General features: G+C 53.2%; 8 protein-coding genes. All 8 read right to left on the minus strand.

Annotated elements, in window-relative coordinates:
* Positions 1-180: 180 nt before the first annotated feature.
* The 8 genes from LC073_RS14770 to LC073_RS14805 all read right to left on the minus strand — a co-directional run bounded on the left by LC073_RS14770 (position 181) and on the right by LC073_RS14805 (position 22977).
* The gene (locus LC073_RS14770; RefSeq protein WP_226648018.1) at positions 181-5397 is read right to left on the minus strand and encodes an OmpA family protein; all 5217 of its coding nucleotides are present in this window, start codon (positions 5395-5397) and stop codon (positions 181-183) included.
* Positions 5397-18422: an isopeptide-forming domain-containing fimbrial protein gene (locus LC073_RS14775; protein ID WP_226648019.1), complete on the minus strand. Its 13026-nt coding sequence runs from the start codon at positions 18420-18422 to the stop codon at positions 5397-5399. The genes LC073_RS14770 and LC073_RS14775 overlap by 1 nt, the downstream gene beginning before the upstream one ends.
* A gap of 292 nt (positions 18423-18714) precedes the next feature.
* Positions 18715-20094 (minus strand): AgmX/PglI C-terminal domain-containing protein, encoded by a 1380-nt coding sequence (locus LC073_RS14780; RefSeq protein ID WP_226648020.1) that lies wholly within the window; start codon positions 20092-20094, stop codon positions 18715-18717.
* A 9-nt stretch (positions 20095-20103) separates the two neighbouring features.
* Positions 20104-20649 (minus strand): ExbD/TolR family protein, encoded by a 546-nt coding sequence (locus LC073_RS14785; protein ID WP_226648021.1) that lies wholly within the window; start codon positions 20647-20649, stop codon positions 20104-20106.
* On the minus strand, positions 20646-21236 hold the full coding sequence (locus tag LC073_RS14790) for an ExbD/TolR family protein (protein ID WP_226648022.1): 591 nt from the start codon (positions 21234-21236) through the stop codon (positions 20646-20648). The genes LC073_RS14785 and LC073_RS14790 overlap by 4 nt, the downstream gene beginning before the upstream one ends.
* A complete protein-coding gene (locus LC073_RS14795; protein ID WP_152453028.1) occupies positions 21236-22003 on the minus strand; it encodes a MotA/TolQ/ExbB proton channel family protein in 768 nt (255 codons plus the stop codon). The genes LC073_RS14790 and LC073_RS14795 overlap by 1 nt, the downstream gene beginning before the upstream one ends.
* Positions 22004-22072: 69 nt before the next feature.
* Positions 22073-22396, minus strand: coding sequence for a hypothetical protein (locus tag LC073_RS14800; protein ID WP_226648023.1), 324 nt, complete (start codon positions 22394-22396; stop codon positions 22073-22075).
* Positions 22393-22977 (minus strand): tetratricopeptide repeat protein, encoded by a 585-nt coding sequence (locus tag LC073_RS14805; RefSeq protein WP_226648024.1) that lies wholly within the window; start codon positions 22975-22977, stop codon positions 22393-22395. Before LC073_RS14805 ends, LC073_RS14800 begins: the two co-directional genes overlap by 4 nt.
* Between the last annotated feature and the right edge of the window lie 17 nt (positions 22978-22994).

Below are 22994 nucleotides of genomic sequence, written 5' to 3' on the forward strand. Positions count from 1 at the left end.
AATTAATGAAGCTGATAGGCTAATTCCACAAAAAAAGACCCGGCGGAGTGCCAATACTCCACTGGGCCTTCTTTTTTACGTGCTGTAAGTAAAATCAAGTCTTTAAATCAAAAGGTGCTGATGTAACAACTTAACTAGCAGTTTTCTGAGCTTTTCAGGCTATCCCCCCACACCCTAAAATCACAACTTCCCAACAATATTCACAAACATCCCCTGGCTGTCGTAATCTAGCTGGGTGAGGTCATCGGAGAAGTCGGTAAAGTTGTAACCCACCCCCAACTTCAAATGATCACCGATATGTCGGTACAGGCCGACCAGTGCACCACTCTTACTGTCCTGTGCATCGGGCAAGTCGAGTAGGCGGCCTTCGATTAAGAGATCCCAGCGTTTTACAAAATGCCAGTCTGCGCGCAGTACATAGAGGCTGGCGCGGCTGTCGAAGAATTCTGGGTCTTCTCTATCCAGGCTTAACTGGCCCAGACGGTAGGCATATTTGCCTCCAAAGGTCCAGCGTTGGGTAAGGTCATAGCTGGCATCCACGGAGAAAATATGGCTCTTTTGAATAAACTCAGCCGAGGTATTTTCTACGGTTACCTGATCTTTGGTGGGCACGTTATAGAAATAGGTGTATTTCAATAGCGTATTGAGGCGATCGTGATTGACCGGGCGGTAGGCGTAGCCCATTACCGCTTCGGTAAACTTGCCATCATAGAACTCGCCCTGAGAGCTCTTGCTGTCGGAGTAATTAAACTTGCCGACTAAGCGCCAGTCTGGGTTAAGTTGATAGCTCAGGGTGTTTTTCAACAACCAGGTATCGCGCTCGGATTCCAGCACGGTATTTTCATCCAGTGCGGTTTCCATGGTATCGGTGCGGTATTCCACTGCCGAAGCCAAACGGATTTCATCCAGGCTATAGCCTATATTAAGACCCAGGGCGTTGCGCTCGGTTTTGGCGCCGGTGCGTGGGTCTTCCAGGGTGCCCGCCTCTACTGTGGTGCCGTATGTCCAGCGGTCGTTGGGTGCCAAGTCCATACCCAGGGCGTGTGTCAGGCCGGTAGAGACATCGCCGTGACTGTAGCGCTCCTCACCATACATACTCAAAGTGTCGGAATAACGGCTGCGGAAGCCGGTACTCATATTGCCTTTGCGGGCACGCACGCCGGTATCGCTGCGCTCGTTATCGAGGGTGTAATTCAAGTATACGCTGGTTCTATCGCTCACCAGGAAATCGGTACCCAGGCGCGCGGCCAAGCCGGTATCGCCGCTGGAGACTTCACTATCCATGGTGAGTCTGTCGCTCACCCGGTAGGCGCCGCCCATACCAACCCGGTTGTTTTCCTCACGGGTGCCGGTTACTTCCACAGTGCCCTGTACAAAGCCGAAAGCACTCCAGTTTTCACCGGAATCATAACTGGCTTCCACCGCCATATCGGTGCGATCGCCCTCGGTTTGGGTGGCTGCAACGACCTCTGAGAAATCCTCGCGGCTATCATTGCGCACGCCGGAGCTGAGACGCCAGTGATCGTTGAGGCGGTAGCCGAGCATCAGATCTGTAGCACTGGTGTGCAGACCGAATTCCTCTTCTTTATTATCCGCTTTCAAGCCCACATCGAAACTTTCACCAAGAGGTAGGTTGACCCCGACTCCAAACAGTGTGGTTTCGCCCCGGGCAAATTGGCCGGGGCCGGAGAATCCGGCTTCGCGCTGCTGGTGGTAGAAATTACTGGAGCCGCGCAGGCTTTCGAAGAAATCTCCCAGCTGTAGGCTACCCTCTACTTTGGTCGCACCCGCAGAGGCCTCGGGGTCTAAGGTCTGACCATTATCAAAAGTGAAACCACCATCCAAAGAGTTGGTGGTATCCAGGTTACCGCCTTCGCTATTGGCCACTTCAACTTTCAGCCAGCTGCCGGCGGTTTTGCGCAGGGTTATATCGAAGCCCTGCAACGCGGTTTCGTTGTCATCCTCATCCTGCTGGGTAGCACTGAGCCCCAGCTTTACGTGATCTCCAAACCAGTAATGGGTACGGCCACCAAAGGCCAGGGTGTCCATCTCTTCAAAACCGGGGGTGTATTCATAGCGGGCTACCAAATACTGCGGATTGCCGTTGTAGGAGCCATCCTGAATTAATAAATTATCGTTAGCCAGGGCGGATAGCGGTTTGTTCAGCAGTACGCGGCCCTGAATATAATCGATATCATAATCAATGACCGGCGAGAGATTTTTTACGGCCAGCACCAGTCCGGAGTCTTTATCCCGCACCTCAACACGCAAACGCTCGGAACCGTTGAGAATATCCTGATGTCGCATGAAATACAGGGAACCGCCGGTTCCACGATATTCATCGCGCCCGGCAATAGTACCTGGCTCCGCGCCGAAGGCATCCACCTGGAAACGCTTTTCCCCGAAGCTGGTCATGGAATCGCTTTCGAAGTGACCGTTGGCACCATAGAGTGCACGGTCAATCTGCGCCAGTTCATTATCGGTATAGGTCGCCTTGAAATTACCCCACAGGCCGTAGTCGTCGTACTTGGACAACTTCACATAAAACTTGCCGGAAGTGGGCGCATCTTCCACTACGGTGGAGTCGTCACCAAAGGTGGGATAGTAAAGATCACTATCTAAACGGCGAAACAACGCATCGGGGGTTTTTTCCATAAAATTGGAAAACAGATCATCCACCGGCCCTTCTTCCGTATCCGCACTGGCGGATAATCGCCAGCCCTCACCGAAACCACCGCTGGTATAAAATGCCAGGCGACCGTCGTAGCTGACAGAATTGTCGTAGTGGGTTTCATCGCCGGTCACCAGCGCCGCTGGGCCGTTGGTCTTATCGTAACTGATCGTAAGGTCGGCAATACCCACGGTAAACCAGTCGTTTTTGGCAAATTCCAGGTCGCGCAGGAACAATTCGCCATTGCCCTCTTCATCCAGAACAGCCACTTCCACGGTGTGCATACCGGGGTCGAAAATCTGCTCGGCCACAAACTGGCCCTGCTCGTTAACCGGTACCGGGTTGCCCGCCAGCCACACGGTGTGCCCTGGCGGCACCTCGGCACCGTTCACCAGCACACTGTTGCCGTCCAGAGGAATATTTCGTCGCGCTAGGCGGTTCTCGCCGTAGCCAACCAGTAATTCCTGGGAGACATCCACATCTTTTGTGGACTCTTCGACCTTATCCACCAACCACAGAGTCTGTTCGGTGGTTTCATCGAAGCGGCCTTTTTTATCGTACACCCGCAGCACATAGTGCAGTTTTTTTAACGGCGCCTGGAACAGGGAAAATTCCGCAAACCACTCCCCTTCACCAGCAGTCAGCGGAACCACATCAAGGGGAGTGTCACGCAAAGACTGCCCCTCTTCAAACAGGCGCACCTCGGCCTGCTCAATAAAGGTGGGATAGTTAGTATAGCTGCGGAAAACTACGCGGTTCTCGCTGTGTTCCGTATCCGGGTTATCCGCATAGCGGATGGTATTGGGCCAGGCTGAAACATTCAGGCGCGGCTGCATCTTTTTGTTATCGAAGCGGAACTGGATATTGGCTTTATCCAGAGCCACATCGGTACAGCGCTGTAAATCAGCTGAGTTTTTATAGGGGTCATACTCCGGGCTGCCATCCACGGTAATACGCATTAAATTCAGCGAATAGGGATTATTAGCGATAGCCTCGCGATTAATGCGCTCGATTTCCAGGCGGTCACTCTCCGCCAGAATCGCCAGCTCATCATAGAGTACCTGTACTTCAACCCTGGCACCTTCATCCAAGGTGAAGCCGTTGGCCACTACATCGTCGGACTGCACATAACCGCGACCTTCCGATTGCACTTGAGTGTCTTCAAGGCTGAGAAGCTCTTTTACCTGCTCCATAGCACGACGGGCGCGTGCACCAGAAAGCCCCACATCATCGCCATAAACCATGGCTTCACGGCGATCCATACGTTTGTTTTCGCTGTAGCCAATAAAGCTCAAGCGCACATTGGCCTTGCTGGCGATTTCCCCCATGGCCGCACGCATTTGGGTCAGCTGTGCCTGGGTAATAATCGGATCGCCATTATCGAAGCGAATGGGCGGTATGTCTCCACGTAGGGATTGGTGTGCAATGGTAATGGTTTCTGCAGCCGCCGCTTCCGGACAGGCCTGTACCCCGTCCACCGCTACTTCGAGGGGATCGTCGTACCAGAATTCCACTTCCACGCGACGGTTTAGGGCGCGGCCTTTAGGTGTGTCATTGGCGGCAATAGGCTGACTGGCACCCTTGCCGCTACTGGTAATCATGGTGTCCGGCAGGCCCAGAGCGTCGCGCACTGCCAGAGCAACACGGCGAGCCTCACTATGGGATTTTTCCCGATAGGCACTCTGCTGCTGCTCGGAACTTTCCCCAATTTGCAGAGGCAGTGCATCGGTGTGGCCGACAAAATGGATGACCAGGTTATTTTTATTGGCCAAGTTTGTGCGCACTTCGCGGATGCGGCGTAAAAACGCCTCGGGCAAATTCGCTTGCCCTGCCTGCCAGCGCAGAGGGTTAACCAGGTTTTTTAAGCGCGCGCGCTGCTCAGTACCCGCGGTATAGTTGAGCCTACAAACCGTTTCCTGGCGACATACTTTAACGCGGTTGAGCGCCAGGGCTTCAGCGCGGGCGCGTGCCGCCATGGCTTTTTCATCCAGGGCATCGTAAGTCACCTGCACCTGCACGCGGCGATTCAGTTCGCGTCCTGCGGTGGTGATATTGTCGACGATTGGCTCAACATCACCGCGGCCTTCCACGGTGATCATTTCCTCTGGCAAGTCCAGGGCCTGCAGGAAGAAGTCCGCTACAAACTGAGCCCGCGCCTGAGTAAATTCTTCTTTGCTCTGGTAATCCGCCAGCAATTCTTTTTTTATCGGATCGGAATCGGTATGGCCTATAAAGTGCAATTTGAAGTTTGGCTTTTCACCCAACTCCGTGAGTTTCTCTCGCAATAACTCTATAGCCTCAGGAGAAACTTCATCCTCCACAGCGGAAAACGGTAATGGTTCGATAAAGTCTTCCAGCACAATCGGCTCGGGCGGAGCAATAAATGACCCTGCATCCTGCATCCATCGATTGGCCGGGGCGCGCAGCAGCATACTTTCTGTATTACTGCCGATGGGCTTTTCCTCAAACTCTGCCTGTGGCTCCTCTATTTCTGGAGCCAGTCCGGGAATTTTTTGCCACACTTGCCACCAGCTCGACTCCTGGGGCTCAGCACCCTCAGCGACAACTGGTTGTTGCGCTTGTGCCGGTAGCGCCAGTGCCAGGGCGATGGCCGTAGCCAGACAGCGCTCACGTCGGCGAAATGTGCGAACAGTTTTTTTTACAGCAACTAGAGCACTCGACGGTTCCATACTACTGCGATTTTTATCGCTATCTGCAAAGGACATTACTGCCACCCTCCTTTGCTGGGCGGCGCACCACGCCGCCAGAATACTTCCGTTTCAATAGTCAATTCGTAGTCGCCATAACTACGCGCCCACTGGTCGGCAATTTCAGTCTTGATCGCTTGCAAACGCTCTTCCACCAAATCCGGGTCTTCATTTTCCGCGAGATAAGACAGGCGCAACACCGAAGGTGCCTCACTGAGTTTTTCCAGCAACAGTTCAATACGGGACTGCCACTGGGGACGCATCTCGGTAGTTGTCGGTTCAAAGACCGCCTCAGCCATATCCAGTCGCACCACCCGGTGCAAGCTGGCACCGAAGTTAAACTTCACCATCTTGCCTCGGGTCGCGCGCACTACACGCGGGTTTTCCGTGGTGAGACGATAGCCGCTGGGCAGACTGCGGTCGTCGAGCTTGAGCACAAAATTGGAACCGCGATCAGGATTCGGTACCACAGCACAGGTGATATGGAATCGACCGTGAGCATCGGTAGTAGCATTGAGGCCAGTTGCACTCACCACTCGCGCACCAGGCAGGCCGCCTTCACCGGCATCTTGATAGCCATTCATGTTTTTATCGTCGAAGACCTTGCCGATCACATCGGTACAGTCGAAGGTGGGGTCTGGCACCACGCGTACCGTTGCTGAGGCCTCACCAGAGACTGCTTGTCCGGAAAGCTGGTTGAACATAGCCGCGCGGTTCACGTACTTGCCCTCACCCACACCGGAACCCACGACCAGCAGCAGTTTTAGCTCGCGGGTCTGATCGGCTTCCACACGCAGGTCGGACCAGATCAATTGCAAACCTTTTGTCTCCGGCTCTACCGGTTCGCCGTCGAGGCGCGCCGAGCCGGCCACGTATTTGAAGCCAGCGGGGAAGAAATCCACCAGCTGCAAATCTGTGAGCGGTACCGGCAAGCTGTTGCCAAAGGTAATGGTGTAAGGCACCAGCTGGCTGCGAGTCACATTCAGCATGGCCGCAGTTTTGGTAATGGAAAGGGCACCCTCCAGGTTCGGGTCCATGGGAATATGGTTGTTGAACAACTGGCTGTCCCCTGGAATCTGCTGGTCATCCAGAGAGAGGCGCAAGTAGTAATTGGTTAACGCATCGCGCGCTTCGATATCCAGCGGCGGATGTGCCGGGGACAGCTGCACTTCACAGTGCTCTGCGGTTCCCGGCACCATGTCGGCATTACTGCCGAGGCAGGCACCCACATCAAAGCCCGCAGTTTCCTCATTGGTTTGCGCAGGGATAATCAGAGATTCACCGCCGACAAATCCATCATCGGCGATATCCACCTTAATCAGATAATCGACATTGGCCGGACAAGACGCATCGTCGAAATTAATATCGAACTTGTAGTAGCCACCGGCACGGGTCACCTGGCCCTGTTGTTTTTCATCTTCGAAACAGCGATCCGGCAGCTCCTGGCCAGAGCTGGCACGCAGCATGGTCAGAACAGCACCGGTGATGGGTTCACGCAATACCGAGTTGTACACCACACCATTTGGTGTCAGCGGCAGATTCAGATCTTGCGGGTTAGCTCCAGAGGCTACGAAGATCTCGCTGATCCGCTGCGGCCCGTTGGTGAAGCCAGAAGCCGGATTGCCCAAGGAAGCACTATTTTCACCGGCATCCGGTGCGGTGTAGCGCATCTCATAACTAGCACCACCGGTGCCATTGGGCATCAGTCCCTGGAATTGGAAGTAGCCTTTATCATCGGTCTGGATGGTCTCCAGCAGTGCACCGTTAAAATACAGATCTACAGCCCAGTTCAATAGCAGGCGCTCATCCGTATCGGCTTGGTTATTGAAATTCACATCGTGCCACAGGTAACCGGCCAGATTAGCGATGCCCGGTGTGCCGCCCACATCAATGGAAACACTGGCCTGCTGGCTGGAGGACGGAGCGCCCCACTGTACTTCGGCAGTGTTCACTACCGTATGGCCAATGGCCAGTGACTCGGCGAGCTTGGCCTGGAAGCGCAGCGTTACCGCGGCCCCCGGAGCCAGATCCCCATAGTGCGCGGAGTAATCCGCTCTGATTTCACTGCCATTTACCGCAATGCCCTGGGTGCGACCATTGAGCAGGGCCGAACTGCCCACATAACTGAGGGCACCACCGGCAGTGGCCAGATCATCGATGATCAACACATCGGCTGCCGGCACCGCACCGATATTTTGCACCGTAATCAGGTACTCCAATTGCGCGCCCGCTTCGGCGGCGCCGCCACCGACAACCGCAACTTCCTTCACGATTGACAGCAACTGCGCATCCCCAACCACCACCTGCGTGGGCTGGGCACCATTCGCCGGGTTGCCATCGGCATCGGTCAAGGTCAGCGGTAATTCATCGGCAGAGACACTGCCCTGGTTACTGATGACCGTGCCCCGCGGAGTCGACGCGTCCACCACAACATCAAAGGTAACTGTTGCGGTGCGCGCAGAGCTGATCACACCTTTGTCTACCGCAAGTAACGGTGGTGTCAGATCGCTGGAGGAAATGGCCAAACCATTGGTCAATGGCGAGCTGCCATCGGCCAGGTCCGCCAACGCAGTCCCATTTAGCTGGGTGCTACCAGCCACGTAAGTGGTGTTTGCCGGCACCTGGTCAGTAAGTGCTACCTGTGTAGCATCAACCCCGCCAACATTGCTGATAGCGATGGTGTAACGCAGTACATCACCAGGATCGACCAGGCCTGCGGAAGTGTTATCCACGGCGATCGCCACGGTTTTATGGGCATTCAACAGCGGTACATCACCAACGATATCAATGGTGGGGTCATTAACTGCCGGAGTAGCGGGATCATCCGAGGGCGCCTCCGCCATTGGGCCGCTACCGGCACCATCGGCATTGACAAAGCCTTGGTTGGAAATCACCGTGCCGTCTTTGACGTTATTAATGGTCACTTCAAAAGTGACTTCCAGCCCTGCGGCACCAGCACCGACAAAACCAGCGGCTTCACCGGCGCTGTTAATCTCCATGCCTGCCACTAGGGGCGAAGCGCCAGCCACATCGGCAATGGCCGTACCGTTCAAAGTGGTAGAACTGGCAACGTAAGTGGTATTGGCTGGCAACTGGTCACGCAGGGTAGCGTTGACGATATTTTCGTTACCGGTGTTTTCCACACGCAGGGTGTAGCGCAAAGTATCCCCAACCATCAACAGATCGGCATCACCGCTTCTATCAACAGAGGTTTTCTGTACTAACAGCACCGGCTCGGATTCGATCACTATCTGAGTGGGATCTTCATCGCCACTCACATCGGTATCATCGACACCGTTGATATTGGGATCGTCACTGTTTTGCAGCAGTTGTCCAGGCAGCTGCGCCTGGGCCTGATTCATTACTGGTGTACCGCTGTCAATCACATCGGTCAACGTGACCTCGTACACCAACTGAATAGAGTCACCGGCATTGCCATTGGCTGCCAGATCCAGGTTTTTCACCTGCAGCAGGCCACTGCTGTGGGTACCGCCAGTGGTATTGGTGCCGCTGCTATCACTACCCGCCGGCGCGGATACCAATTGTAGGGAACCCGATTTGAACATCGGCAAGTTGTTGAGGCGGCCAAGATCATCAGTAATTTCTATTCCGCTGACATCCACACCGCTGACATTTTCCAGGGTGAGGGTATAGCGCAATACCTCTGCAGGACTGGCTGCGTTCGCTGGGTTTTGCCCACGGCTGACATTTTCCACCGTCTTGTAGAAAGTCACCTTGGGTACCGAGGCGCTCACGCTGAACGCGTCCTCGTGATCAAGAACCCCAGGAGTGCCGTCGGTAGGCGCCGGGCGGGTGTACTGGCGTGCTTCGGGCGCAGTGCTATCCCAACTGTGCCACAGCGTTACCCCGGCAACATTGGTCAGCGCATCGCCATCGCGGGTATCCGCATCCAGGGTGGCGTCGTAGCTCAGCAGCAGATGGTGATCCGCAGCCAACATTGCCCCAGCGCCAATCGAGGTGAGGGTGAGCGTACAGCTGGCAGCATCAAAGGCCGCATTAAAATCGGTGCCTTCGCTCAGAGTGGCAACCGCTGTACCGGCAGCGTCTGTAATTTGCGCAGCAAAATTATTTGGTGCAATTTCACACATACCACCGGGATTATTGTCCGGCAGAATATCGGTCACACTGATATCCCAAGCCGGGCCGGTGCCGATATTGTGTAAGTCCAATGTAAAGGTACCGGGCAAACCAGACTGCACACTGGCGGGGCCGGTTTTTGTCAGGGTAATCGCCGTGGGTTCTACCACCTGCATATCCAAAGTGGTATTACCAGCACCCGCGCCCTGCCCCAACGCCGGATTGTCGTTGCCGTAGTTGTAGCTGTAACTGGCGCTGTTGCTAAACAGGAAGCCATCCACATTGGGCGGATTGCTGTCGCGCAGGCGCAGAGTGATATCAAGCACCACCTGCTCACCAGCCGGTATGTCGATGCCACTGGTGCTATCGGCAATCACCAGCGCGGAGGCGGAACCGGTATTTTGCGGGGTAAATGCATTTTTACCGGAAACCTTGGCCGCACCAATAAATTCCAGATCCGCGGCAGAAGAGCTCAGGTCGATCAGCACGCTCACATCGTGCAGAGCTGCCGGCTGTGGCGTTTGCGGAATGGTAATACGGTAATTGAATGGCTCGCCTATCGAGGCCGTGGGCTGAGTATTTTCAATTAACAGCGGCGCGGCATTGGGGGTATTAAACTGCACGCCCACTGGAGCTGTGGGGCCGTAGTCTTCGCGCATATCCAAAGCAACCGCAGTGGCTCCCTGGGAAGGCAAATTATCGCCATCCAGTGAATAATAGGTTTCCACAGTGGCCGCATTTTGCAGATTGAGGCCTGCGCCTAAGTTGGCATCGGCCTGTACGCGATACACCATCTGCAAAGTCTGACCCGGATTAATGGCATAACCCGTTCCCGCAGAGAAATCCCAAACCGCAACACCGGTGCTGTTATCGAACGCCGGGGCAATTGCGCCGGCCGCAGCACCATTCACATTGATCGACTGTACACTGATGCCACCCTGGCGCAGGCCGTGGGGAATCAAATCTTTAAAGACTGGGTCGTAGGCCGGTGCTGAGCCATTATTGGTAATGGTAATGGTGTAATCGACCGTGTCACCGGCGGACAGAGTAGTACCACCCGCGGGCGTCGCGCTGATCGCTACTGCCAGGTCCGGCTGTAGTAGATCCAGGGTTTCGCTGTCATTGCGGGCCTCTGTACCGGTGGCCGCATCGAAGCTAAACACCGCATTATTGGTGAGCACCGTATTATTGGCAGGCCATGGATGTACATCGCGGTTTAGTACCCGCGCACGATAGCGCAGCACAAATTCATCATTGGCTGCATTGTTATCGCCGAGATTGCGCAGATCAGCAATATTCCAACTTAAAGTTGTTGGGCCCATCGCGGGGTCACCAGCCTGTACCGGCTCGGCAATATCGTTGTGGGCGAAAGGCGCCACAGCCGCGAAGGGTGCGTTGTTGTCGGCATTAACCGATACCGTGCCGACAAACACCATGCCCTGTGGCAGGGTATCGACAATCTGTGCGTTTGGCGCTGAGCCTTCGGGCAATGCCAGGCGCAGCTCGTATTCCACCAGATCACCGATACGCAACTGGGCATTGCCACTACCGTAACTGTCGTCGACACGGGTTTTACTCAGGGTACTGTCATTGGCGGCAGTCAGCTGTGCAGCGATATTTTCCAGCACATAATCATTTAAACCGCCGACACCATCAGCACCATTTCGCTCGTAGGGACTGCTGTTGTCTTCATCCAGGCTGGTCCACTCGATACGGGCATTGGCAGAAAGCGACGCGGCCGCCAATACTTCATCTAAAACCAATGCATCGAATACCAGCAGGCTGTTATTACCCGCGGCGATGTCTAGATCACTGTTGGCACGGTTCCAAACTAGGCTTTGTGCATTATTGACCCCATCACCAGTTACGGTGGGATCAGCCTGGGCAGCACCGGCAAAGGAGACACTGCCCGGTACAAATTGCAGGCCGAGAGAAAGCTGCTCACTGATTGCCAAATCAAATGCGGCAGAATTTTCTGTATTGCCCGCAGCGCTGAGATCCAGAGTGAAGCGCAGAATATCGCCCGCATCCGGGTCATTGCCGGGGCTGGTCTGGTTGGCTACGGCATTGGTTGCGGATAAATCCGGCTCTACAATCGTGAGCGCCGGCGCAGCGCCAATACCGCCTGCCTGAGCCGCACCACCTTTGGTGGCGGCAAAGGTATAGCTGGCCTCATTGGCAAAACTGTGCCCCGCCTGTGCGGTTGCGTTATTGGCAACACGCACACGCACTTCAAAAATCGCCACATCACCAGCCGGAATCATATCCACGGCCAGGGCGATATTGTTATTGTTGGTGTTATCAGTAAATGCGCGGCCGTTAATCTCCTGCAACTGCACCAGTGTCAGGCTGGGGTCGAGCACATCGGTAATCACCAAATCGTGAATCGCCGCGGTGGTGGCGCTGCCCGGTACTTGAATGCGGTACACCACTTCCTCGCCCACTGCCGCTGTGAGGGCAGTAAGCAGGGTTTTCTGTGGCGGCGTTACCGTGGTGGCAACCGTGCCCATCGGATAAGGGGTTGCCAGGGGAATCGGGGCATACTGCTCACCGTTCTTGCTGGGCAGTGACCAAAATTCATTGGCAGTAAAGGTGTTTACCCAATTTTCACCGCCGCCGATATCAGTATAAAAACCAATTTCATAATAAATATCCAAACAAGCGCCGGCTTCGATAGGCACCTGCAGAGTAAAGTGCATATCGTCGCCGCGATTTATCGGTGCGGTGTAGCTGTAGTCAGCGCCCTGCGTCAGTACTGTGCCATCCAGAGACACCCGCAAGTTGGCGATGGAATTCTGGTCCATCTGCGTAGCCAGATCATCGGTCAATGACAGATCATAGGCTGGAGCCAAACCGGTGTTGCAGGCTTGCAGGGTAAACTGCATCACATCATTGGCCGGGTTCACATTCATATGGGAACTGGGCCAGTTGGCATCGGTCTTGGTCAGATTCGCGAGGCGCGGCTGCAGCACGGTAATGCTGGCGCTGTCCTGCAATGCGCTGGCGGCACCGGTGTAATTCAATTGCGCAGTATTGGTTAGAGTGGCGGTGGGTACGGCAATGCCTGCACCGGTTTGCACCTTGGCGGTGTACTCAATCACAAAGTGATTGGTATTGCCGAAATTACTGCGAACATCCCCCAGGTTCCAAGTTACCGTACCGGTATCGCCGGCAGTGGGCACGGCAATCGCCGCATAGGAGTAATCATTTAGATTGTCATCGTAGGGGGCGGTGGTATCGCCATTTACGCTGACAATGGAATCAAATTCCAAACCGCTGGGCAGCGTATCGGTTACCGTCACCGCTGGGGTAGTACCCGCCTGTAGATTCAGGACCAGCTGATAAGTTACCGTATCACCAACACGCAGTGTGCCTACCTGGGTAGCGCTATCGGAATCCGCAATCACAGTCTTGGAGAGACTGGTGTTATCCACCGTATCGATACTGGCGTTGGCCGGGCCTACACAGTAGTCATCCGGTGCAGAAATACTTGGGCAGCCGGCGCCATCACGCTCATAGGCCTGATCATTGATGATGCTGCTATCCAGTGAGGTCCAGTCCAGCATCACACTATTACTAATCGGCGAACCAAAAACCCCATTCACCTGGGTGCGATAGTTGATCACCAGGGTTTCACCCAACTGCAGATCCAGGCTGTTATCGCCGTTATCGCGACCCCAAATCAACGGTCCGTTCGGTGCCGCCGCCGGTGTAGCGATAAAGCCAGCCACAGCGCCACCGTTAATCAATGCCGTCGGAGTAAAACGATTATCTAGCTGCAGTTCCGACGGCAGTGTGTCCACCAGATTTAAATCGTAAGCGGCAGCGGTGGAGCCACCAGCGTGGGCCACGGTAATTTCGTACTCCAATACATCGCCACCCACCGGTAAATTGCCGGGGTTGGTTGCATTGCTCACGGTTTTACTCACCGTTAACAGGGGCTCTACCACGGTAACCGCGGCAGTTCTGTGATTGAGGTTTTCCCCGGCCCCGGTTTCACCATTGCTATAAGACAGGGTGGCACCATTGCGACGTGAGTCACCGTCGTTGGTAGCCAAATCATTGGCGATACGGGCGAAATAGGTAATGCGGATCAGTGGTTCAATGGTTCCGCCTGCAGTGTCATTTTCACTATTCGTATCGACGGTACCGATATCCCAGGTGGCATTGCCAGAAGTATTGTCTGCGGGAAAGCTCTTAAATGCGGCTTCAGATGGCGCAGCGCCATTGATCGTCTCAATACCAATAAAGTCGTAGCTGATGTCGTAATCGCTATTATGACTCAGGACATAACCTTCCGGGCTGCCCAGTTGATCAGTAATCGCAACGCTTTGGCTGATACCTTCAGGTAAACGAATCTCCAGTTGGAATTTTTTATGGGCACCGATAGTGGGAACTACCGCCGGCAGCAAATCGGTTTTACTCATCTGCAGTGGCAAGACTTCTGTCTGGGCACTGGCATTGGTTTCATAATCATTGATAGCGTCACCACCATTGGGCAGTACGCCAATACGCATACCATCGGCGGCACCATCGTTGCCGATGGTCTTGCTGCTATTCAATGAAGTATCTTTGCCCGGCAGGGACTGCCAGCGAGCCTGAATAGTGTTATCAAGAATTTCATGGGGCTCCACGCCCTGCTCTACGCGCACATCAAACGTAAAGGATTTAGTGGCACCAACGGCAATACTGTAATCGGCATTGTTGCGATTCCAGCTAAAGATCGGTGCATTGGCACCTACGGTAGTGACATCAACATTTTGGGGTGGATCATTACCACCGATATTGCCAACGTAAACCAACTTTGTACCGGTCAGGTCATCGAGTACCTGCAGATTATAGGCAGCGGCGGTACCGGTATTTTCCGCGGTTACGGTTACTGTGAGAATATCGTCCGCATCGCTATTGGTTACGGCGAAGGATTTGTTGAGCTTTATTTTCGGTTCCAGCACGGTAATTTCGTGGGAATCGAAAGGCACTACGATATTGCCACCGGCCTCATCCACATAACTCACCTGCGCGGTGGTGTAGCTACCCCCGTTACCCAGTAAATCGCCATCGTCCGTATTACTGCTATTTTCGATACGTGCGATAAATTCAACTGGGAAATCAAACAGACTGCCGGTTACCGTTGTGAGTTCCTGGTCACCAAAATCCCACTCCACATAATCGGCAGTACCAGTACTGGTACAGGTTGCGCTAAAAGTACCACCGGGAATAAATCCAGCAGCATCATAAGGCGAAGCATTAAGGTTAACCGTTTGCCCTTCAATACACCGCATACCCGCTGGTAATTCATCGCGAATAACAAAGTTACGCAACTTGGCCGCGGGGATTTTCGCGGTTAATCGGTAGCGAACTTCCTCACCAACAACGGCAGTATCGCTATTGGTGCCACTGGCAGTGCCATTGGAAAATTCCAGGGCCTTTTTAGGTTCCGCTTTTACCTCAATAATCTGCATACGCGCTTCGGCATCGGCCGTTTTATAGTGGCGTGCACGCCCTGCTGCAGGAGTACCATCCCCGACACCATCGTTGTCCGCATCACTATCGATCTGTGTGGCAGTCTGGTGGCCAAAGTCACCTTCGAGGCTGTCATAGCGGGCATAGAAGGTGTTATTGAATAGCTGCAATGGCGCTACGGAGCGATGCGGCTTCACTCGGTAATAAAGGGTTACCGAATCACCGGGATTAATTCGCTCCAATGCCGATGAGTGCTCATAGGAGAAGGTAACAATGGCCGGAGTTCCACCATCGCTACAATGGCTAGCTTCAGAGTAATTATTCGCCCCGGCAGTGGTGCCGACCCATCCATCGTCACCACTATTCGTTTCCGCTGAACCATCGCCATCGTTATCCAAACCATCGCTGCCCAAGGCCTGAACACACATCTGCCCGGTGGGGTCGAGGGTATCGGTAACAACCAAATCATAGGCCGGAGCACGGTTTACTCCAACATCTGCCGCGCGGTTAGTCAGGGTCAAGCGGAAAATATAAGTCTGGTCCCGGTGACCTTCATTCGTAAAGTCCACGAAATTTGTACAGCTACTGCCTATACCATAGAGGTTTTCGTTACAGACTTTCTTATCGATTTCGATATGGGGCTCAGAGACGGTTACGGTTTCCGACCATTCAGTAATATCCGGGAAGCCCGGTACGGTAGTCGGAACTCCGTCGATATTAGTCAAGATCCCGCTGGTATTAAAATTATCCACCACAATTGTTTCGGTATCAAACACTGCGGTAAATTTAGCCCGTCCGTAGTCGGTGCTGAGGTTTGCGTGTTGGTTTGGATCGGTATTTTCGGTATCCACCGGATCATTGAGCAAGCGTGTGGTCATATCCGCAAGGAACCAGCGGTCTCGCAAGGTGATCTTGGAAGTCACCTCCCAGAGAAAATCTGTTTCACTGAGGGGTATATTCAAACCCCCACTTTCTACGATATCACCGCTGGGAATTACCACACAGTTGGCCTGGGAAGTTGGGTGCGGCAGTGTGACATCGGCACAGTTAAGCGGAGCATCGTTAATATAGCCCTGACCATCAGGCAGGTCATCGAGCACATCGATATCGCGTACTTCGATAAGAGTAAACCCGGGTGTATCGAAACCAAACCAGCCACCGGCCTGGATTTCAAAGCGACACTCTTCACCAATCAGAACACTGTCATCAGGAAAAGCCCCCTCTGAAGTCAATTCGTTACACTGATCAGAGCGATCCTTGATTAAGTTAAAACCCATTACCCGCGCACGCATGCCGTCGAGGGTATAGTTATTGGCAAGTTGTTCCTCAGGTGTTGTTTGACTCAGCTTAACGGGGTTGGGGAAGTACAGTGGTGCACCATCAGAGAGGGCTATCTCTCCCACCACATCCGCACGGAAAGTAAGGTCATCGTCGGTAGCCGAGTGGTTTTTTTCCACCTGGAAGACAATGCGCTCAGTTTTACCCGGCTCAATCACTCCTCCCAGGTTGGAGCAACGATAAACGGTCGAAGAGGCAGGAAGAAAGGCTGGCTGATTCCACAATGGGTGCTTGGGCACAGTACCAGGATTTGGTTTGCCAATTGCAGTACAGGCTCGGTCATTGGACAGCACGCGCATAGCTTCACCAAAGGTGACATACACATCGTAGTTGTCCGCATCGTGACCACCGTTATTGGTTACATCAACCGTCAGCTCAGAAGTACCGCTATCCCGCACAATATACAGAGGGTGTACGGTGCTGATATCCAGGTCTTCCGGGTCCGGTGTAACCGACTGCTTTTCAACTTGGGTCGGAGGATTGGTACTGGAGCAAAAGTCTTCGTAATTAATCGTTAAGACATTATTTGCCAGCCGAATATTACTATTGGGGTCCTTACCGTTGCCGGCGGTCTCTTCCTCAACATCGAGATCAACCATTTTGTCGTAGAAGCTCGGCTCCGTGGTAACAATACGGAAACGAATCTGAATTTCGTCCCCCTCCCGCATCATATTGCGCTGGTCTGAATAATTCGGGTGCGTAGTGCTACTCAGCAGACGAAATTCCGGCTTGTTATTTTGCAATGGGTCAGTGTGCCATTGATTCCAGTTGCTACCCACACGCCATTGCAGGGTATCGGCCTTACCGGGATAAGTGGAACTGTAATTCGCCCCATGCCCATCAATGCCGCGGCGTTCACGAATGATTTGTGGCGTATAGGTGGTATCCACAACATATTCATCAGGCAGATCACTGACGAACTGAATATCCTTAACCGAGCCGCGGGTCTGGTTATTGATGGTAATAGTTACAAACCCGGCGGAGCCCAAAGGCTGATTCAGGTTGGTACCGGTAATGACCTGGGTAATATCGAGCGCGTCGGCAACGCGTGCGTATATCCTCTCTGAATCTGAGCCAGGCCCGGACCCTACAGCCGGGGAGGAAATTCCGCCCACCCCAGTATCATCATCAATTTCACAACCCCACTGTATGTCCGAAACTGTATTAGTGCCGTCGCTACAAGAGGTGTTTACCTTACCTACCAGATAGATATTCAAGGTTGAGCTTGCAGGAACATCCGTACGACCTGAACCACCGGAGAAGCTGCCATCAAGCTCAAAATTATTGATATTGTTGCTGGCTGAAACACACCCAGAGACACCTGGATTGGAGCCATTGTTATTGGCGATAGCCTGCGCCGCTGATTCGCTGGAACAGGCATAATTGATGTCCATATTCGGGTTGGTCATCAAATCATCAAAGCGTACATCCTGCATATCTGCATCCCCAGCATTGGAGATAGCGATACGCCAGATCACATCATCATTGATATTGCCGTAAACATCATTGGTGTAGTTAGTTTGACCCGCATCGATATTACGACCGCGTTTATCTACGGAGGGCAGCGGCTCTTTAATAGCCAATTCCATACTATCGTAATCTGTCTCGGAATCACCACAATAGTCGAAAGAGGCAGAGGCATTGATAGTGCGGTTGTTATTAACCAAATCCTCTTCACGGTCTGCCCTACTGCGCACACCGAAAGTAATCCATAAGGTAGTATTTTCATTTCGTGCAGCGAGTGCAGATAGGTCGTTTTGGTCCCAACGGATAGTAGTGCCGCTGACAGTAGGTTCGCTTAAAACAGCACCAGAGCTTACTCTAGTGGAACCCGGAACATATTCCAGCTGTGAAGTCCCCAGGTTTTCTGTGACTACAATATTTTCAATATGCTGGGTTCCCATAAAACCACTGCGGATGCTGGGAACATCAATTACGATGGTCACTTGGCCATCGCCACAGAGTTCACACCAGCTATTACTATAGCTATGGTCAAGGATATTAAAAAATGCGGGGTTATCCGGAGATGAGGGACAGTTGTGATCCGCCCTAGCCTGCGGGGCAAATAAAGCAATCCAAATACAGAGCAGCACTAAACCAACAAGCGCATTATTCCAGGATTTCCGTCCAATTACTTCTGACATCATCGTCACTTATCAGCCGCCGCTTTTCTGTTTGCAAAATCCTCGACAGAGCCCACAAGCACTGCCACCGCACAGGGTCTGCCCGGTGCGCGAACTTTAATTGCAGAGGAAAAAAGTGGCCGTGAAATAGGTCATAAATACCGCGGGGCAAGGGAACTTTTTTGGAGATTGCCAAGTGGTTCTCAGGGAAACACGGGAAGAGAGTCATCGAGAAAGCAACGGAAAACTTTACAAAATCAGCATGCACAAAAAATGTCTCCTCCTCACCCAAGCGAGAAGGAGACAATTTTGGTTAGTTTTGAGGCAGGAAGTCGATCGGGTAGAGAATGGTGATCGTTGGAACACCAGCCTTTTCACCAAAGTTAAACCGCTTGACCCTTGCCACAATCTTGGCATTGAGTGCCGGTGAATCCATATCACTGGACTCCACTTGCGCCATGGATACAGAACCGTCCGGTTCGATAGTAATTTTCAACACCATCTTGCCCTGCAGAGCCGGATTGTTACGTAACTCGCGGTTGTAGATACGATACAGCGACGACTTATAACGATCGAAGACAATCTGAATTTCTTCATCGGTTCGGGACGGGCCCACACCATCGCTAAGCGGACGATCCTCACCGGCAAAGTCACCTTCGGTACCGATAGCACTCTCCACTCGCGCAAACTCGACACCACCCAGAGAGGAGCCAGTTCCAGCCACGTTGCGGCTCACATCGGAAGCACTCAGGCCGCCACTACCCTTGGCCGCAGCAGAAGTAATTAAAGAACGTTGACTGCGATTTTCCTTCTTACCAGCTGTACTCAACTGAGTCTGCTGGCCGAGACGATTATCCAGATCATCCTGAATGAGATCCTGGAAATTATCCTTGAAGGCCAGAACACCAGCGCGTTCGGCTTTCTTACGAGCCTGCTTTTTCTCGGTCTTGGTAGGCTTGGGCTCCTGCTTAGCCACCTTCTGCTCAGGCTTGGTCTCGGGTTTTTTCTCCTCTTTCTTGGGCTGCGTTTTCTCCGGCTCAGGCGGTGGCTTGGGCTTGGTTTTCTTTTCGATGACCAGCTTGGCCAGGCGCTCGGGAATCTCAACCACCTCGGTTTCCGGCTCCGGCAGTGTGTAGAGCGGCACTAGATAACCCAATAAAGTGGCGATAAATAGAGACGCAAATACACAGAGGCGGAAACGCTTTTCATCCTCACCTTGGGTATGCCAGGGCATAACCATCGGACGAAAATCCGGCTGCTCAAATTCGCGGGTGATTTCGAATTCGTACTTAGACTCTTCCTCTTCACGGCGCAGCTCATCCGCCTGCTCATCCAGAGCAAATATTTCCTCATTACAATATTCAATATTATCGAGGACTTGTCGGCGAGACTGATGTAGCTGATCCAGCCGCTCATTGTAATCGCGAGTGGATTCGCCAATTCGCGCGATCACCTGAGCGGAAGCATCGGCCCGGTAGCTTTCGGCCCAGAACATTTCTCCTGCGCCGACCTCTTCGAGCTTGCGCAGGCGCTCGGATATTTCATCAAGCAGCTGGAACTTGGTGCCATTGGCCTGCAACTCAGCCAGCTGCGCCTCTATCTGCTGCCGCTCATCCTCGAGCAGGAGCATGCGCTGGCGAACCGCATTGAGCGATTCGCTAAGCGCCTGCTGTTGTTGTAGAAAATTACTCACAAACTTCCATTAACCCTGAGATGCTTTCTGAATAACCGCCAGCGATACCTTGGTGTAGCCAGCTTCCGTACAGCTGGACATCACCTTTTTAAGCAAACTGAACGGAATGCCCCTGTCCGCGAGAATATTGACTTCCGGTGGCTCCGGCTGCACTTCACCTTCAGCGCCTTCCGCCCCAGCCTCTGCTTCGGCAGTAGCCTGGGCCACACCGATGGCCTTGCTCATTTCGGCGATCATCGCCTGCTTGATGGCCTCGATAATGATTTCCTCACTCTCAAGCACTTCACTGGTAACCACCACCGAATTGGATTCCACCAGGATTTCCTCATCGGTCACCATCAGGGTCACGGTTTCCCTGGGCTTAGTCTCCACCACTGAATCCGGCAAAGTGATGACCTTGGGTGGCTCCAACGCCTCATTACTGGAGGTGTTGGTGAGCAGGAAAAACACCAGAATGGTGAACACATCCATCAGTGAGGTAAGGTTCATCCCCGAGGTTTTTTTGCGCTTATGGCTGCGTGCCATGCGCTTCATACGTCGGCTTTCATGTCTCACGGCGCATCTCCTATGGAAATATCGGGAAACAGCACCACCCTCTCCACCGCTTCGGGATCGCTGGGGTCACTGCCTTCCACACGCACTTCTGCTCCGCGTACGGTATCCATCACACCCACGAGATGCTCATAGGCGATATCCGCTTCCATCAACAAAATGGAATCTGTTTTTTCCGGGTAGCTGGCTTTTACCTGCAATAAAAACTCAGTGAGTTTTTTCAGGTCGTAGACCTCGGCAGTTGGCAACAGGGTAAGCTTTTCGCCCTCTTCAGTGCCGGCCTCCACAGCCGCTTCCACCGGTGCTGACTCACTCTCTTCGAACTGAGTCAGATTAGGAAAACGCGCGATGACCTTCTCACCGTCACTGATTTCCAGTGCCTCCTTACGCACGACGACTTCCACCGTAACTGTGGGATCATCCGGCGCTCCGCCGCCGGCTCCGCTCGGCATATTCAGCTCTAAAATTGTTACCCGTGAGAACACTGCCGATACCAACAGGAAGGGTACCAACACCACCATCAGGTTCAGGAAGGCGGTGATGTCCAGCTCCGGGGCTTCTCTATCTCTCCCGTGGCGCCGCCTTCTCATTACGCAGTTTCCGTTTGCTGTTCTTCGGTTTTGGCCTGGGCCTCGGGTTGCGCTTTGGAGTGCTTTTCAGATTTCTTGACTGGCTTATTTTCAGCTTTCTTCTCTGAAGCAGGCGCATCGATTTCGAAGCGACGGCGAGTTGAACTGTCGATCAGGTTGGAGGCTTTTACGGAAACCATTTCCAGGCTGTCGATAATTTCACCGGTAAGAGAGTTGAGCAGCGCATGCACGATCAACAGGGGAATACCGGTCATCAGGCCGAAGGCGGTAGTGTTCATCGCCACGGAAATACTGGCGGAGAGCAGGTCAGCCTTTTCTGCAGGGTTTGCATTAGCAACCGCAGTAAAGGCTTCGATCAGGCCCATAATGGTACCGAGCAGCCCTAGCAGCGTGGCAATATTGGAAAATAGCGCTACGTAGGGAGTGCGCTTTTCCAGTTGCGGAGTGATTTCCATCATGCTCTCTTCCATCGCGATTTCGATGTCTTCGCGACGGCGCACCGCACCCTGGCGGGCCAGGCCCATGGAAAGCAGCTTAGCTACACTGGAATTATCCTGCTTGACCAGATTGCGAGCGCGATCAAAATCCCCGCTGGAGAGAATCGGCTGTAATTTATCCCACATGGTGCGGTTGGTATGGCGCTCGTAGTGCAGGCGAATAAATCGCTCAATCGCTACGGCGCTACCCAGGGCGGCCACCACAAGAATGGGGTACATAAAAGTACCGCCCGTCTGGAAAAACTCGATGACGCTATTGAAAAAGTCCATTACAAACCCTCTTGAGAAATACTGCAGTAATTGGTTGCTGCTCTGGCATTTGCCAGAGAAAGGACGGCGTTAATCGCCGGACAGGCTGAGCTGGTAGAACTCCAGCTCACGCATGAAAACTTCCTTGTCGAGCGGTTTGAGCTTGTCGTCCATCAAACTGGAGACAAGATCACTTTCAACGCCCACCTCGGAACTTTTCCAGGGAACGATATAAAGGGACTTGGGCGCTTCCTTGTTACCAATAATGGATATGCCCGACAGTTCCTTTACTTTGGAATCCACTTTTTTATCTGTGGATTGTGTTTTTTCTCCATCCTGTGATTGCGCATGGGCGATAGAAGAAATGGCTAACCCCATAAGGAATGGCAAAACCCATTTACACTGCACGGTCACTTGTCTGCCCTCCTCTTAAGATCCGCCAGCCAAATGGATACATCTTGATCTTCCGGCTCCAACTGCACATATTGCTGGAATTGTGCCAGAGCACACTGGAGATCTTGCAGATAGAGATCACACAATATGCCTAGATTTTTAATCAAAGGCAGGTATTCGGGGTTTTCTGCCAAGGCATTCACATAAATTTTGCGCGCATCGGCAAAGCGACCCTGCTTACGGTACAGCACGGCCAACTCATTGGTGGCTACCGGATGTTCGGCATCAATCTCCAAGGCCTTAAGAAAAGCCTCTTCCGCTTTCTTTTCCTCACCAACCTGAGATTGGGCAATACCGAGATTGATATAAGGTGCGGGCAATCGCTGCTCCCGCTCGACAACCGACTCCAATAATTCAATGGCCTGTACAAATTCCTTATCGGCGAGAAGCTCCAGGGAACGCGCAAAGTCCCGGCTCACACTGCCGGATACCCGCACTGAAGAATAATCAGAAACTTTTCCCGACTTGGTCTGGACACCCGCACAGGCACCCAGAAACAAAGCCAACACCATCAGGACAACCATTCGCAATCTTTTTTGCATAGCCCTAACCTCCATTT

Source organism: Microbulbifer variabilis (assembly GCF_020524905.1).
Lineage (GTDB): Bacteria > Pseudomonadota > Gammaproteobacteria > Pseudomonadales > Cellvibrionaceae > Microbulbifer > Microbulbifer variabilis_A.

Bases quoted from the DNA above. Each gene is read 5' to 3' on its own strand.
- LC073_RS14770 (WP_226648018.1), bottom strand. From the start codon at position 5,397: ATGTCCTTTGCAGATAGCGATAAAAATCGCAGTAGTATGGAACCGTCG.
- LC073_RS14775 (WP_226648019.1), bottom strand. From the start codon at position 18,422: ATGTCAGAAGTAATTGGACGGAAATCCTGGAATAATGCGCTTGTTGGT.
- LC073_RS14790 (WP_226648022.1), bottom strand. From the start codon at position 21,236: ATGAGAAGGCGGCGCCACGGGAGAGATAGAGAAGCCCCGGAGCTGGAC.
- LC073_RS14795 (WP_152453028.1), bottom strand. From the start codon at position 22,003: ATGGACTTTTTCAATAGCGTCATCGAGTTTTTCCAGACGGGCGGTACT.
- LC073_RS14805 (WP_226648024.1), bottom strand. From the start codon at position 22,977: ATGCAAAAAAGATTGCGAATGGTTGTCCTGATGGTGTTGGCTTTGTTT.